The organism is Pseudomonas aegrilactucae, from assembly GCF_019168305.1.
Lineage (GTDB): Bacteria > Pseudomonadota > Gammaproteobacteria > Pseudomonadales > Pseudomonadaceae > Aquipseudomonas > Aquipseudomonas aegrilactucae.
This window is the reverse complement of sequence record NZ_JAHTBI010000072.1, coordinates 43,065-57,864: the sequence shown is the minus strand read 5'-3', so window position 1 is coordinate 57,864 and position 14,800 is coordinate 43,065. Positions and strand designations below refer to the sequence as shown.

Here is a 14,800-nt window from a genome sequence, read left to right as displayed (position 1 = left end):
CCTCAAAGCTGGGCGACGATGGCGCGGTAATCCGCCGCCAGCGTGGCCTGAAGAATCTCTTGCGGATAGTCGTCGGTCACCAGCGCTTCGCCGATGTGGCGCAGCAGGACCAGGCGCAGACGACCGTCGAGCACCTTTTTATCGACCGCCATGTGTTCCATGAAGTGAGCCGGGGTCATTTCCTGTGGCGGCACCACCGGCAGCCCGGCGCGCTGGAACAGGCGGACAGCGCGGTCGCGCTCGGCCTGACTGATCCAGCCCAGGCGCATGGACATTTCCAAGGCCATTACGGTGCCGGCAGCCACGGCTTCACCGTGCAGCCACACACCATAGCCCATGTGGGTCTCGATGGCATGGCCGAAGGTGTGACCGAGATTGAGCGTGGCCCGCACACCGGACTCGCGCTCGTCCGCGCCCACCACGGCCGCCTTGGCCTCGCAGGAGCGCTGGATGGCGCGCGTCAGCGCCACCTGATCGAGCGCGCGCAGCGCATCGACGTTGTCTTCCAGCCAGCCCAGGAACGGCTCGTCGCAGATCAGGCCGTACTTGATGACTTCGGCCAGCCCTGCAGACAGCTCGCGTGGTGGCAGGCTCTTGAGGCTGGCGGTATCGATCAGCACCGCATTGGGCTGATAGAAGGCGCCGACCATGTTCTTGCCCAGCGGGTGGTTGATGCCGGTCTTGCCGCCCACCGACGAATCCACCTGGGACAGCAGGGTGGTCGGCACCTGGATGAAGTCCACACCGCGCTGGTAACAGGCTGCGGCAAAGCCTGCCATGTCGCCGATCACCCCGCCGCCCAGGGCGATCACGGTGGTACGCCGGTCATGGCGCGCGGTCAGCAGGGCATCGAAGATCAGTTGCAGGGTTTCCCAGTTCTTGAAGGCTTCGCCGTCGGGCAGCACCACCGGCAGCACCGAATAGGCACCCAGGCTTTGGCTCAGGCGTTGCAGGTACAGGGGTGCGACGGTCTGGTTGGACACGATGGCGACCTGCTTGCCGGCAATGTGCGGCGCCAGCAGTTCAGGCTGATCCAGCAGGCCTTCGCCAATGTAGATCGGGTAGCTACGTTCGCCCAGTTCGACCTTAAGTGTCTGCATGTGTCCCCACAAAGAACAAAGGCGCGGCATCGAAGGCTCGACCCGCGCAATAACGAAGTGCCCTGCCAGGGCATGACTGGTCGCCGAGGATAGTCATGCCTTAGCGGGGCGGCAACTTCTGCAAGCGCTCGAGAATGTCCAGCACCACCATGCGTGGCGGCCGCTCGTCGGTTTCTACCACCAGGTCCGCGATTTCCCGGTACAGCGGGTCGCGCAGCTCGAGCAACGCGCGCAGCGTGGCTTCCGGGTTGGCGGTACGCAGCAGCGGCCGGTTGCGGTCGCGTGCCGTGCGCCCCACCTGCTGCTCGACCGAGGCATGCAGGTAGATCACCCGCCCGCCGGCGTGCAACGCCAGGCGGTTGGCGTCGCGCATCACCGCGCCGCCACCGGTGGCCAGCACCACGCCGTCGGCCTCGCACAGCTCGGCAATCATCGCCTGCTCACGATCACGAAAGCCGGGCTCGCCTTCCTTGTCGAAGATCCACGGAATATTGGCGCCCGTGCGCAGTTCAATTTCCTTGTCGGAATCCTTGAACGGCAGGCGCAGCTCTTTGGCCAGCAAGCGACCGATGGTGCTTTTACCGGCACCCATCGGCCCTACAAGTATCAAATTTCGCACAGAATCAACGACTCACAGCAATCGCCTGGTCACTCATGATACGCGGAGTCAGGAAGACCAGCAGCTCGGATTTTTTCTCTTGGATAACGGCGCGACGAAACAGCCGCCCAACATACGGCACATCGCCGAAAAATGGCACCTTGTCGACAACATTACTTTGCACGGTGGAGTACACCCCGCCGATCACGATGGTCTCGCCATCGCCCACCTGAACCTTGGCATTGACCTCGTTCTTGCGGATCGGCGGCACGCTGTTCAAGGCATTCAGATAGTCCGGCTCGTCCTTGGTGACCTTGACGGCCATGATCACGCGGTTGTCGGCGGTGATCTGCGGCGTCACCTCCAGCGACAGCGACGCCTCGCGAAAGGTGGTGGAGGTGCTGCCGTTGGCGCCCGACTCCTGGTACGGCACCTCGGTGCCCTTGAGGATGCGCGCGGTCTCCTTGTCGGCAGTGACCACCTTGGGCTGGGAGATGATCTCGCCGTTGCCGGTCTTTTCCATGGCGCTGAGTTCAAGGTCGAGCAGCACGCTGTTGCGCACCAGGCCCAGACCGATGCCTGCCGCCGGCCGCTCCACGCCCAGGTCGACGAACGGCTGCCCATCTGCGGCCATGCCCTTGAGGCTGAACCCGCCACCCAGTTGCACCGCCCCACCCCAACGCACACCCAGGCTTTTTTCATAATCGACATTGGCCTCGACAATGCGCGCCTCGATCATCACCTGGCGTACCGGCACGTCGAGCTGCGCCAGCATGCGACGCAGCTCGGCCAGACGAGCAGGCGGCTGGCTGGCAATGATGGTATTGGTGCGCTCGTCGACCGTGATCGCCCCTGGCGCCTCTTGCGGCGCCAGGGCCTGGAACATCTGCACCAGGTCGGCCGCCCGCGCATGGTTGACGGCCAGCAGCTCACGGGCCAGGGCCACGGGCGGTTGCGCCGCCAGCGCCTGGCGCTCATGCCCGGCCAGCTCGGCCAGGGGCGCCACCAGCAGCACATTGCCGTCCTGGCGCCGCCCCAGGCCCTTGCTGCGCAACACCAGGTCCAGTGCCTGCTCCCACGGCACATCCTGCAGGCGCAAGGTCACCTTGCCCTGCACCGCATCGCTGACCACCAGGTTGGTACCGGTGAAATCGGCCAGCACCTTGAGCACCGAACGCACCTCCACATCCTGGAAGCTCAATGACAGCCGCTCGCCACCCCCGGGCAAGGGTTGCAGCGCCGCCAGTGCCTGCGGCAGCCCGAGCACCAGCAACAACGCAACACACACACGCGCCCTTCTGTTCATCCATGACCTCCCTGGTCAGTTGAAGCTTCGTTGAGCATTGACGCCAATCACCCGCGAACGCACCACCCAGCCGCCGCCCTCGACCCAGACCCGCTCGGCCAGCTCCAACTGCTGTGCCTCGACACGCACCACCCGGCCCTGGTCGGGCCCCAGCCGATCACCCACACGCACCGGATACAGCGCGCCTGCCGCGCGGATCAGCGCCACGGCCCCACGTGGGTCTGCCAGGTGCCCCACCAGTTCCAACTGGTCCACGGGCAAGCCCTCCAGCACCGATGCGGCGGGGGCAGGCGTCGAGGCGCTGAACGGATTGCGCGACGCCATCAGCGCCCCCTCGGCCTGCACCGGTGCCTCGACAGGCACCCCGGAGGCATAGGCGTTGAGCTGCAGTTGCAGGCGCAACTGCTCGCGCCCATCCAGCGGCGACACCTGCAGGTCATGCAGGGTTGCCCGCCTGGGCAGACCGAGCAGTGCGTCGACAAACCCCGACAGTTGCGAAAAGTCGCCCACCACCCGCACCTGAATCGGCACCTCGGCATACTCGGCCCGGGCCTGCGCCGCCAGCACGTTGACCTGTTCGAACACCAGGCCCCGGCCTGTCGCGGCGATGTCCTGCAACAACCCTGGCAGGCCGCCCTCGGGCAACAGCGGCGCCTGGGCCTCACGCAAACGACGCTGCAACTGCAGCAACCGCGCCTGCTCCCCGGCCAGTCGGGCCGCCTGGTCGGCCTGCTGCTGCCAGGTCACCTGCAGCTCGGCACCACGGGCCTGTGCCCGTGCCAGCGCCGCGTCACCCGCGCGCAGGTGCGCACCCTGCCCCAGCCCGAGCAGCAGCACGCCACCGCCCACCAGCAACAACAGCTTGCGCGGCCATGACCACGCCGCGATCGCCCCCCAGCTCAGCGCCTGGTTCACGGCCGCACCTGCGCACTCATCTGGAACACCTCGCCGGTCGCCGTGGCCTTGACTTCCTGCAGGCGGATATCGGCCAGGCCAGGCGACTGCCCGAGGTTGCTCATCAAGCGGGTCACCGACGCTCGCCCCTGCGCCACGCCTTCCAGGCGCAGGGCGTTGCCCTCCAGCGCCAGCGCGGTCAGTTGCACCCCAGGCGGCACACGCCGGGCCAGCAGGCCGAGCACCTGTGCGCCCGGTGACGCGGCGTGCTGCAAGGCTTCAAGCACCTGTGCCCGCTGCAACAGCGCATCGCCTTGCGCCGCCAGGCCGTTCACCTGGGCAACCGGTGCCTGGAGCCGAGCGATGGCGTCACTCACCTGCGCATTGGCCAGGCCCTGCAGCGCAAGCCGGCGACTGGCCTGTCGATCGAGCAGCACCAGGCCGACAATCGCCAGCAGCAAGGTGGCGAGCAACAACCCCTGCAACTGGCGCACCCCACGCTGACGCCGCCATTCACGCCAAGGCAGCAGATTGAGCCCGTGCCTCACGGCGCACACCTGGCTGCCAACCCGTAGGCCAGGGCCAGTGTGGGTGGGGCCGGACCGAACAGGGTGGTGTCCAGGCCCAACTGGCGCTGCAGGTACAGCGCCTGCCCCGCCGTGGCCGCCGCCCCTGCCAGCACCAGGCGCGACGGCATGACGCCATCGAGCGCGAGCAACCAGCGGTCGACGCACTCGGCCAGGCTGTGCGGCAGGTCGGTGGCCGCCACTGCCTCGCCTCGCCACACCACCGCGTGCGCTGCCAGTACATGCAGCACCAGATGGCCGGCCTCCACCTGCAGCACCGCACCGCTCTCAAGCCCGGCGGCCCGTTGCAGGGCCAGGCTGTCGGACTCCACCACCCGTGCGCGCAAGCCGGCCAGTTCCACCGCTGCCTCCAGCCCATCGACCCAGTTCTGGTGGCAGGCATGCACGCACACCGCCTCGCAGGCAGGATCCTGCGCGGCGCGACCCAGGCACTCGAAGTCGAGTGCGGCGTCCTCCATGGCAAATGGAATGAATGCCTCGGCTTCGAGGCGCACGTGGGCGAACAGTGCATCGGGCGTGAGCCCTGCCGGCACCCTCAGCACCTTGCTCAGCACCGCCGATGCGGGCACCGCCACGCCAGCCTCGCGACAGGTGGCACCGCTGCGCGCAAAGGCCTGCCCCAAGGCGTGCGCCAGTCGCTCGGGGTCCACCACCCGGCCCTCGTGCAGCACCCCCGCCGCCACCGGTTCGGTGGCCCACGCGCTGACCGTGCCGCAGGCACGCCGGCGCTGCAGCAACCTGATGCCATGCGCCGAAATATCGATGCCCAGCAGTGAACCGGCATCCTTGCCGAAGCGTCCAAACATTGGCGTTCCCTTCCATTGACGGGGCATCACCCACCCCGAGCGCCGCGCAACCCACGCGGCGCCGTAAAATTGCTTATAATGCCGAGCGTTTTTTCGCCTCTGTCGGCCCTGCGCTCAACCCATACTTCAACCTGGACACCCCAACGCCTTGATACGCCTGCTGAAGTTCTTCTGGTGGTCTTTCGTCGCAGTCATCTGCGCTGTCGTGCTCGGTCTGAGCGGCGCGTTTCTGTATCTTAGCCCCAGCCTGCCCTCGGTAGAGGCCCTGAGAAGCATCCAGTTGCAGATCCCTTTGCGGGTGTACAGCAGCGATGGAAAACTGATTGCCGAGTTTGGCGAAATGCGCCGTTCTCCCATCCGTTTTGCCGACATTCCACCGCATTTCATCCAGGCTTTGCTGTCTGCCGAAGACGACAATTTCGCCAATCACTATGGGGTCGACCCCAGCAGCCTGATGCGCGCTGCAACACAATTGCTCAAGTCCGGGCACATCCAGACTGGCGGCAGCACCATCACCATGCAGGTGGCGAAGAACTTCTTCCTCAGCAGCGAACGCAGTTTCTCGCGCAAGACCAACGAGATCCTGCTGGCCCTGCAGATCGAGCGCGAACTGACCAAGGACGAGATCCTCGAGCTGTACGTCAACAAGATCTACCTGGGCAACCGCGCCTACGGCATCGAGGCCGCCGCCCAGGTGTACTACGGCAAGTCGATCCGCGACGTGAGCCTGGCGCAGATGGCGATGATCGCCGGCCTGCCCAAGGCACCGTCGCGCTTCAACCCGCTGGCCAACCCGACGCGCGCCAAGGAGCGTCGCGACTGGATCCTGGGGCGCATGTTCAAGCTGGGCAAGATCGACGACGCCAGCTACCAGGCCGCGCTGGCCGAACCGATCAACGCCAGCTACCACGTGCCGACGCCGGAAGTGAACGCGCCGTATATCGCCGAAATGGCCCGCGCCGAAATGGTCGGGCGCTACGGCAGCGATGCTTACACCGAAGGTTTCCGCGTCACTACCACAGTGCCGAGCAACCTGCAGGAAATGGCCAACACTGCCGTGCTCGACGGCCTCAGCGCCTATGACCACCGCCACGGCTACCGCGGCCCCGAGTCGCGCCTGCCGGGCAAGACCCAGGCCGCCTGGCAACAGGAACTGACCAAGCTGCGCACCCTTGGCGGCCTGGAGCCGGCCATCGTCACCCAGGTCGACAAGACCGGCCTGCGCGTACTGACCAAGGCAGGCACTGAGGAGACTGTGGCCTGGGACAGCATGAAATGGGCCCGCCCCTTCCTCAACACCAACAGCCAGGGCCGTGCCCCGGCGCAGCCGAGCGATGTGGCCCAGGTGGGTGATGTTATCCGCGTGCAGCGCCAGGCCGAGGGTGTACTGGCGTTCACCCAGGTGCCGGGTGCACAGAGCGCGCTGGTGACGCTCGACCCGAGCAACGGCGCGATCCGCGCACTGGTGGGTGGCTTCTCCTTCGAGCAGAGCAACTACAACCGTGCCATGCAGGCCAAGCGTCAGCCGGGCTCGAGCTTCAAGCCGTTCGTGTACAGCGCTGCGCTGGACAGTGGTTACACTGCCGCCAGCCTGGTCAACGATGCGCCGATCGTGTTCGTCGACGAGTACCTGGACAAGGTCTGGCGGCCGAAGAACGACACCAACACCTTCCTCGGCCCGATCCGCATGCGCGAGGCGCTGTACAAGTCGCGCAACCTGGTGTCGATCCGCCTGCTGCAGGCGATGGGCGTGGACAAGACCATCGACTACATCGCCAAGTTCGGCTTCAACAAGCAGGACCTGCCGCGCAACCTGTCGCTGGCACTGGGTACCGCGACCCTGACCCCGATGGAGATCGCCACCGGCTGGAGCGCGTTTGCCAACGGCGGCTACAAGATCAGCCCGTACCTGATCGACCGCATCGAGAGCCGCAACGGTGACACGCTGTTCGTCGCCAACCCGCCGAGCGTGCCCCAGGGCCATCAGGACCAGGCGGGCATTGCGGCGGCCGAGTCGCCGATCCTGACCGAGGCGTCGACAGCGCTGGATGCACCTGCACCTGTAGCACCGGCCCAGGCACCGGCAGTGGCTGAACAGATCATCGACGAGCGCACCAGCTACATTCTCACCAGCATGCTCGAGGACGTGATCAAGCGCGGCACCGGACGCCGTGCCATGGCACTGGGGCGTACGGACCTGGCGGGCAAGACCGGCACCACCAACGAGTCCAAGGACGCCTGGTTCTCCGGCTACAACGCCGACTACGTGACCACCGTGTGGACCGGCTTCGACCAGCCGGAAACCCTGGGCCGTCGCGAGTATGGCGGCACGGTGTCGCTGCCGATCTGGATGAGCTTCATGGGGGCAGCGCTCAAGGACAAGCCGATGCACCCGCAGGCGCAGCCTGAGGGCATCCTCAGCCTGCGGGTCGACCCGGTCAGTGGCCGTGCGGCGACGCCGAGCACGCCCAATGCCTACTTCGAGCTGTTCAAGGCCGAGGACACCCCGCCGTCGGTCAACGAACTGGGCGGCAGCGCGCCAGGCAGCCCGCTGCCGGCAGACGAGTCGGCGCCGATCGACCTGTTCTGATGCGATAAATCTGGGCTGCTCTGCGGCCCCTTCGCTGGCAAGCCAGCTCCCACAGGGTTTTGTGAGCACCGCAAACCCTGTGGAAGCTGGCTTGCCAGCGAAGCGCACCACACAGACCCAATGCCTTGCCCCAAATAAAAAGCCCCGACTCTCGCGAGCCGGGGGCTTTTTGCTACAACGCTACAACGGCTCAGCCGTTGAACACGTCATCCACGCTTTTGAGCGGGTAGTTCTTCGGGTACGGCAGGGTCGCCACACCGGTCTCGATCGCGGCCTTGGCCACGGCGTCGGAAACCAGGGTGATCAGGCGCGCATCCATCGGCTTCGGAATGATGTACTCACGGCCGAACTCCAGCGATTCAACGCCATAGGCCGCACACACTTCTTTAGGTACTGGCAGCTTGGCCAGATCCTTCAGGGCGTTGGCGGCAGCGATCTTCATCTCTTCGTTGATGCGCTTGGCGCGAACGTCCAGGGCACCACGGAAGATGAACGGGAAGCCCAGCACGTTGTTGACCTGGTTCGGGTAGTCGGAACGACCGGTCGCCATGATCACGTCGTCGCGGGTGGCATGGGCCAGCTCTGGCGAGATTTCCGGATCCGGGTTCGAGCAGGCGAACACGATCGGGTTCGGTGCCATCGACTTCAGGCCTTCAGCGCTCAGCAGGTTCGGACCGGACAGGCCGACGAACACGTCAGCGCCTTCCAGGGCATCGGCCAGGCTGCGCTTGTCGGTGGCGTGAGCGAACACTGCCTTGTACTGGTTCAGGTCGTCACGGCCAGCGTGGATCACACCGGTACGGTCAACCATGAAGATGTTTTCGATCTGTGCGCCCATGCTCACCAGCAGCTTCATGCAGGAGATGGCCGCAGCGCCGGCGCCCAGGCAAACGATCTTGGCGTCGCCAAGGGTCTTGCCTGCAATTTCCAGGGCGTTGATCATGCCGGCGGCGGTAACGATCGCGGTGCCGTGCTGGTCATCGTGGAACACCGGGATGTCGCACTGTTCGATCAGCGCGCGCTCGATCTCGAAGCACTCAGGTGCCTTGATGTCTTCCAGGTTGATGCCACCGAAGGTGATGGAGATGCGACGCACGGTGTCGATGAAGGCCTGCGGGCTTTCGGACTCGACTTCGATGTCGAACACATCGATACCGGCGAAACGCTTGAACAGAACACCCTTGCCTTCCATGACCGGCTTGGACGCCAGTGGCCCCAGGTTACCCAGGCCAAGGATGGCGGTGCCGTCGGAAATGACTGCTACCAGGTTGCCCTTGCCGGTGTACTGGTAGGCCAGTTCGGCGTCGCGGGCGATTTCACGTACCGGCTCGGCAACACCCGGGCTGTAGGCCAGCGCCAGGTCGCGAGCAGTCGCGGTAGGTTTGGTGAGCTCTACGCTCAGTTTCCCCGGACGAGGCTGAGCATGGTATTCGAGAGCGGCAGTTTTCAAATCTGACATGGTGGGCATTCCGCTTTTACTGTTCTGACGGACCGCCGAGGATACGCAAAGAGCAATGGGCCTACAAGACTGGTCGGTCACTAGTGTCAAGGCCTTTAACCTACGACTTTAAGCCAAGAGCCGCAGCCCGCAAGGCTTTGCGTGTGTACAATCGACTTTTAAAATGTCCACAATTTATTGTGTTTATTGTCTTTCAAGCATCGATGGGTCGGTCAACGGCAGCACCCAGCGCGCCTGACCCGACGTGAGCCCGCCCTTGCGGGAACGATCCAGCACCCAGCCGCGGGCCTCGACCGTGCGCCCTTTCAGGCCGTGCGCAAAGTCAGCCGGGAAATGTCGCGACAAACGCGCAGGCACCTGGAGCACCAGATCATCTCCCAGCGCGATCCAGATCCCAGCACGATTACGCTCGATTGCCCGCACCTGGCCCCTGATCAGGGCAAAGCCGGACTGGCGCAACTGCCCGGGACCGAGCACCGCAGACACGCGCCACACCCCGACAGCGGCCCGACGGGCGGCCTGCTCGGCCTGTTGCTGGCACCGCACCAACGCCACGTTGGGCGCCACTGCGACACGGTAGCCAAGCCCTTCACCGAGTAATTGTGCTTCCAGATTGTCGCCAGAGCGCCCGTACACATGAGCCAGGGTACGCCCATATTTGTCTCGCGGCTCGACGCCAGGCTGCAGGCCCACCTGACCGCCACTGGCGTTCACCAGCGCCTGCAGACGCTGGCGTGCAGCCTGCGCGAAGGGCTCGCTGGCGCGCCCCTTGCGCCCGATTTCAGGTGCATTCAGGCCAATCAGGCGCACGCTGCGCCCATCGACCAGACGCAAGGTATCGCCGTCGACCACCTGGCGCACGCCGACCGTCTGCAGGCCGGCGGGCGTCGAACACAGCGCAAGCGCCGGCAGTTGCCAGATCGCGGCCATAAAAAAGGCGCCCACGAGGGACGCCTTTTTCAGCAGCATTGCAAAGCCCATGGGGCCCGCTTCGCGCTGTCTTACTTCTTGGCACCGAACATGCCGAAGCGATCTGCGAACTTCTGTACGCGGCCGCCGGTGTCCAGCACTTTCTGCTTGCCGGTGTAGAACGGGTGGCATTCGTTGCACACGTCGGTACCCAGCGGAGCGGACAGGGTCGAACGGGTTTCAAACTTGTTACCGCAGCTGCAAGTCACTGCGATTACTTCATAATTCGGGTGAATTTCTGGTTTCATGGTCACTTCCTCGACTGCGTGCCGCCACCCAACACCATTGTTGAATACCGCACGTAATTAGGCGGCGAATAATACCAGAGCATGCCATCCGCGCAAGTTGTCGCTTGCACCGACTGTCGTCTGCTAGGCTCGGCGGCTACAGAATCACCCTCCAGAGACCCTGCGCGTGCCCGACGTCATCCTTCGCCTTGCCCTGCCCTCGCCCCTGCGGCGGTTGTTCGACTACAGGGCCCCGGCAAGCATGGCGCGCACCGCGTTCACGCCAGGCATGCGCATTCGCGTGCCGTTCGGGCGCCGCGAAATGATCGGCATCCTGGTCGAGGTGTGCGACCACAGTGAAGTGCCGGCTGACAAGCTCAAGCCGGCCATCGCCCTGCTCGACCCCGTCTCGCCGGTGCCGCCGGCGCTGTTCAAGCTGTGCCTGTGGACCGCGCAGTACTACCAGCACAGCCTGGGCGACACCCTGAGCTGGGCGCTGCCGGTGCTGCTGCGCCAGGGCGAACCGGCCGAGGCACGCCAGGAACGCTTCTGGCAGATCGCCCCCGGCGCGCGTCAGGACGACCCGCGCATCGCCCGCGCGCCGCGCCAGCGCGAAGCCCTGGCCACCCTGGCACAACATCCGCACGGGGTGGCGCACGGCCTGCTGAGCAAACTGATGCTGAGCAAGGACAGCCTCGACCTGCTGCTGGCCAAGGAACTGGTGCAGGTCGAGGTGCGCCGGCACGCCCCGCAGGCGCGCCATGAACACTGGCTGGCGCAGCCCGAACTGCCACTGAACGACGAGCAGAAGGCGGCCTTTCATGCCGTGCGCGCCGGCTTCGACAGCTTTCATGCGTTCCTGCTGGCCGGGGTCACCGGCAGCGGCAAGACCGAGGTCTACCTGCAACTGATCCGCGAAACCCTGGAGGCCGGCAAGCAGGCGCTGATCCTGATCCCGGAGATCAACCTGGGGCCGCAGACGCTGGCGCGCTTCGAACAGCGCTTCAACGCACGCATCGCGCTGCTGCACTCGGCGGTCAACGACCGCGAGCGTCTGGAAGCCTGGCTGGCAGCCCGTGATGGCGAGGCCGACATTATCATCGGTACCCGTTCGGCGCTGTTCACCCCGATGAAGCACCCGGGGCTGATCATCATCGACGAAGAACATGATGGCTCCTACAAGCAGCAGGAAGGCCTGCGCTACCACGCCCGCGACCTGGCGCTGGTGCGTGCGCGCCAGGAGCACATTCCGATTCTGCTGGGCTCGGCCACGCCGTCGCTGGAAAGCCTGCACAACGCCTACTCCGGGCGCTACGGCCTGCTGCGCCTGACCCACCGTGCCGGTGGCGCCAAGCCGCCACGCTTCCTGCGCCTGGACGTGAAGAGCCGCCCCCTGGACAGCGGCATCAGCGGGCCCATGCAACAGGCCATCGGCCAGACCCTGGCCGCCGGCCAGCAGGTGCTGGTATTCCTCAACCGCCGCGGCTTCGCCCCGACCCTGCTGTGCCATGACTGCGGCTGGTTGTCGGAATGCCCGCGCTGCGACGCGCGCATGACCGTGCACCAGCGCTCGGGGGAGCTGCGCTGCCACCACTGCGGCTATGACGAGCGCGTGCCGCGCCAGTGCCCGCAGTGCAATCACGTTGACCTGCGACCGGTAGGCGCCGGCACCGAACGCGCCGAGGAGCGCCTGAGCATCCTGTTCCCGGACGTGCCGGTGCTGCGCGTGGACCGTGACAGCACCTCGCGCAAGGACGCGATGAACCAGCTGTTCGCCACCATCCAGCGCGGTGAACCGTGCATCCTGGTCGGCACCCAGATGCTGGCCAAGGGGCACCACTTCCCCCGGGTGACCCTGGTGTCGATCCTGGATGCCGATGGCGGGCTGTTCTCCGGGGACTTTCGCGCCAGCGAGCGCATGGCCCAGCTCATCGTGCAGGTGGCCGGGCGTGCCGGACGCGCCGAGGAGCCGGGCAAGGTGATCATCCAGACCCACCTGGCCGACCACCCTTTACTGGTGCAACTCACCGAACAGGGCTACTTCGCGTTTGCCGAACAGGCCCTGAGCGAACGCCGCGCCGCCGGACTGCCACCGTTCGCACACCTGGCGCTGCTGCGCGCCGAGGCGCACAAGCCGGGCCAGGCCGAAGGGTTTCTGGACCAGGCGTGCAGCGCTGCCGAGCAACTGGTGCGCGAGCAGGACTTGCATGGCATCGAGCTGCTGGGGCCGGTACCGGCGCCCATGGAGCGACGGGCCGGGCGTTTTCGTGCGCAATTATTGCTGCAGGCCAATGCACGGGCACCTTTGCACCGGCTGATCAGTGCCTGGCTGCTAGTGTTGGAGCAGATGCCGAGCGGGCGACAGGTGCGCTGGTCGCTGGATGTGGATCCTGTAGACCTCTACTGACGGTTCTTGCCGGCGAAGGCGCCCTAAAGGTTGGCAACCTCGCCCCGGCAACGGATAATGCCCAGTTTTTCCACCTGCGCATCCAAGCGCCGCCGCGCTTGCGGTCGAAAGAGAAGCCCATGAAAGACACCATTCGCCAGCTGATCCAGCAAGCCCTCACCCAACTCGTCGCCGACGGTGTGCTGCCAGAAGGGCTGACGCCGGCGATCCAGGTGGAAAACGCCCGGGACAAGACCCACGGCGATTTCGCCAGCAACATCGCCATGATGCTGGCCAAGCCCGCCGGGCTCAAACCCCGCGAGCTGGCCGAAAAGCTGATCAACGCCCTGCCCGCCGACCCGCAGGTCAGCAAGGTCGAGATCGCCGGCCCCGGTTTCCTGAACTTCTTCCAGAACACCCAGGCCCTGGCCTCGCGCCTGGACGCCGCGCTGGCCGACGCCAGGCTCGGCGTGCACAAGGCCGGTGCCGCACAGAAGGTGGTGGTCGACCTGTCGGCGCCCAACCTGGCCAAGGAAATGCACGTCGGCCACCTGCGCTCGACCATCATCGGTGACGCCGTGGCCCGCGTGCTGGAGTTCCTCGGCGACGAGGTGGTACGCCAGAACCACGTCGGCGACTGGGGCACCCAGTTCGGCATGCTGATGGCCTACCTGGAAGAAAACCCGGTCACCAGCGACGAGCTGTCGGACCTGGAGAACTTCTACCGCGCCGCCAAGAAGCGCTTCGACGAGTCGAGCGAGTTCGCCGACCGTGCCCGCGGCCTGGTGGTCAAGCTGCAGGCCGGCGATGCCGACTGCCTGAAGCTGTGGACCCGCTTCAAGGACATCTCGCTGTCGCACTGCCAGAAGACCTACGAGCTGCTCAACGTCAAGCTGACCATGGCCGACGTGATGGGCGAGAGCGCCTACAACGATGACCTGGTCAATGTGGTCAACGACCTCAAGGCCAAGGGCATGCTGGTCGAGAGCAACGGCGCCCAGTGCGTGTTCCTCGACGAGTTCAAGAACGCCGAAGGCGAGCCACTGCCGGTGATCATCGTCAAGGCCGACGGCGGCTACCTGTACGCCACCACCGACCTGGCCGCCGTGCGCTACCGCAGCGGCGTGCTCAAGGCCGACCGCGCCCTGTACTTCGTCGACCAGCGCCAGGCCCTGCATTTCCAGCAGGTGTTTGCGGTGGCACGCAAGGCCGGCTTCGTGACCCACCCGATGGACATGGAGCACATGGGCTTCGGCACCATGAACGGCGCCGACGGCCGCCCGTTCAAGACCCGTGACGGCGGCACCGTGAAGCTGATCGACCTGCTCAACGAAGCCAAGGAGCGTGCCTACGCCCTGGTCAAGGAGAAGAACCCGCAGTTGGCCGAAGACGAACTGCGTGCCATCGCCAAGGTGGTGGGCATCGGCGCGGTCAAATACGCCGACCTGTCCAAGCACCGCACCAGCGACTACAGCTTCAACTTCGAGCTGATGCTCAACTTCGAAGGCAACACCGCGCCGTACCTGCTGTACGCCTACACCCGCGTGGCCGGCGTGTTCCGCAAGCTGGGCAAGGACTTCGACCAGGTCGATGGCGAGATCCTGCTGAGCGCCCCCCAGGAACAGGACCTGGCCGCACGCCTGGCGCAGTTCGGCGAAATCCTGAACAACGTCGCTGAAAAAGGCACCCCGCACGTGCTGTGCACCTACCTCTACGACGTGGCCGGCCTGTTCTCCAGCTTCTACGAGAACTGCCCGATCCTGGGCGCGGACACCCCCGACGTTCAGCAGAGCCGCCTGCGCCTTGCCGCGCTGACCGGCCGCACCCTCAAGCAGGGCCTGGAACTGCTCGGCCTGGAAACCCTGGAGCGCATGTAAG

General features: G+C 65.6%; 12 protein-coding genes. 3 read left to right on the top strand and 9 right to left on the bottom strand.

Going from position 1 to position 14,800, the window contains the following annotated elements:
* Positions 1 to 2: 2 nt before the first annotated feature.
* The 6 genes from aroB to pilM form a co-directional block, all read right to left on the bottom strand.
* Complete coding sequence (aroB, locus tag KUO17_RS19375) at positions 3 to 1,100, bottom strand: 3-dehydroquinate synthase (RefSeq protein ID WP_217977130.1); 1,098 nt, start codon at positions 1,098 to 1,100, stop codon at positions 3 to 5.
* Between the two features lie 100 nt (positions 1,101 to 1,200).
* Positions 1,201 to 1,719, bottom strand: a complete 519-nt coding sequence (gene aroK / locus KUO17_RS19370; RefSeq protein WP_217977129.1) for a shikimate kinase AroK — start codon at positions 1,717 to 1,719, stop codon at positions 1,201 to 1,203.
* Between the two features lie 4 nt (positions 1,720 to 1,723).
* Positions 1,724 to 3,004: a type IV pilus secretin PilQ gene (locus tag KUO17_RS19365; RefSeq protein WP_217977128.1), complete on the bottom strand. Its 1,281-nt coding sequence runs from the start codon at positions 3,002 to 3,004 to the stop codon at positions 1,724 to 1,726.
* Positions 3,005 to 3,019: 15 nt separating this feature from the next.
* A complete protein-coding gene (locus KUO17_RS19360; RefSeq protein WP_217977127.1) occupies positions 3,020 to 3,919 on the bottom strand; it encodes a pilus assembly protein PilP in 900 nt (299 codons plus the stop codon).
* Entirely contained in the window at positions 3,916 to 4,446 is a 531-nt protein-coding gene (locus KUO17_RS26975) for a PilN domain-containing protein (RefSeq protein WP_217977126.1), read from the bottom strand. Before KUO17_RS26975 ends, KUO17_RS19360 begins: the two co-directional genes overlap by 4 nt.
* On the bottom strand, positions 4,443 to 5,291 hold the full coding sequence (gene pilM / locus KUO17_RS19350) for a type IV pilus biogenesis protein PilM (RefSeq protein ID WP_217977125.1): 849 nt from the start codon (positions 5,289 to 5,291) through the stop codon (positions 4,443 to 4,445). Before pilM ends, KUO17_RS26975 begins: the two co-directional genes overlap by 4 nt.
* A 151-nt stretch (positions 5,292 to 5,442) precedes the next feature.
* On the opposite strand from pilM, the gene KUO17_RS19345 reads away from it, so the two are divergent.
* A complete protein-coding gene (locus KUO17_RS19345) occupies positions 5,443 to 7,881 on the top strand; it encodes a penicillin-binding protein 1A (protein ID WP_425274881.1) in 2,439 nt (812 codons plus the stop codon).
* A gap of 190 nt (positions 7,882 to 8,071) precedes the next feature.
* Here the strand turns inward: KUO17_RS19345 and KUO17_RS19340 are convergent, their stop codons facing one another.
* The 3 genes from KUO17_RS19340 to rpmE form a co-directional block, all read right to left on the bottom strand.
* Positions 8,072 to 9,340 (bottom strand): malic enzyme-like NAD(P)-binding protein, encoded by a 1,269-nt coding sequence (locus KUO17_RS19340; protein ID WP_217977123.1) that lies wholly within the window; start codon positions 9,338 to 9,340, stop codon positions 8,072 to 8,074.
* 183 nt (positions 9,341 to 9,523) lie between these two features.
* Positions 9,524 to 10,321 (bottom strand): thermonuclease family protein, encoded by a 798-nt coding sequence (locus tag KUO17_RS19335; RefSeq protein WP_217977122.1) that lies wholly within the window; start codon positions 10,319 to 10,321, stop codon positions 9,524 to 9,526.
* 20 nt (positions 10,322 to 10,341) lie between these two features.
* Positions 10,342 to 10,557, bottom strand: a complete 216-nt coding sequence (gene rpmE / locus KUO17_RS19330) for a 50S ribosomal protein L31 (protein ID WP_217977121.1) — start codon at positions 10,555 to 10,557, stop codon at positions 10,342 to 10,344.
* 166 nt (positions 10,558 to 10,723) lie between these two features.
* Here rpmE and KUO17_RS19325 point away from each other — a divergent pair, with 166 nt between their 5' ends.
* A complete protein-coding gene (locus tag KUO17_RS19325) occupies positions 10,724 to 12,943 on the top strand; it encodes a primosomal protein N' (protein ID WP_217977120.1) in 2,220 nt (739 codons plus the stop codon).
* A gap of 119 nt (positions 12,944 to 13,062) precedes the next feature.
* Positions 13,063 to 14,799 carry an arginine--tRNA ligase gene (gene argS / locus KUO17_RS19320; RefSeq protein WP_217977119.1) on the top strand — a complete coding sequence of 579 codons (1,737 nt, stop codon included), beginning with the start codon at positions 13,063 to 13,065 and terminating at the stop codon, positions 14,797 to 14,799.
* Position 14,800 lies beyond the last annotated feature (1 nt).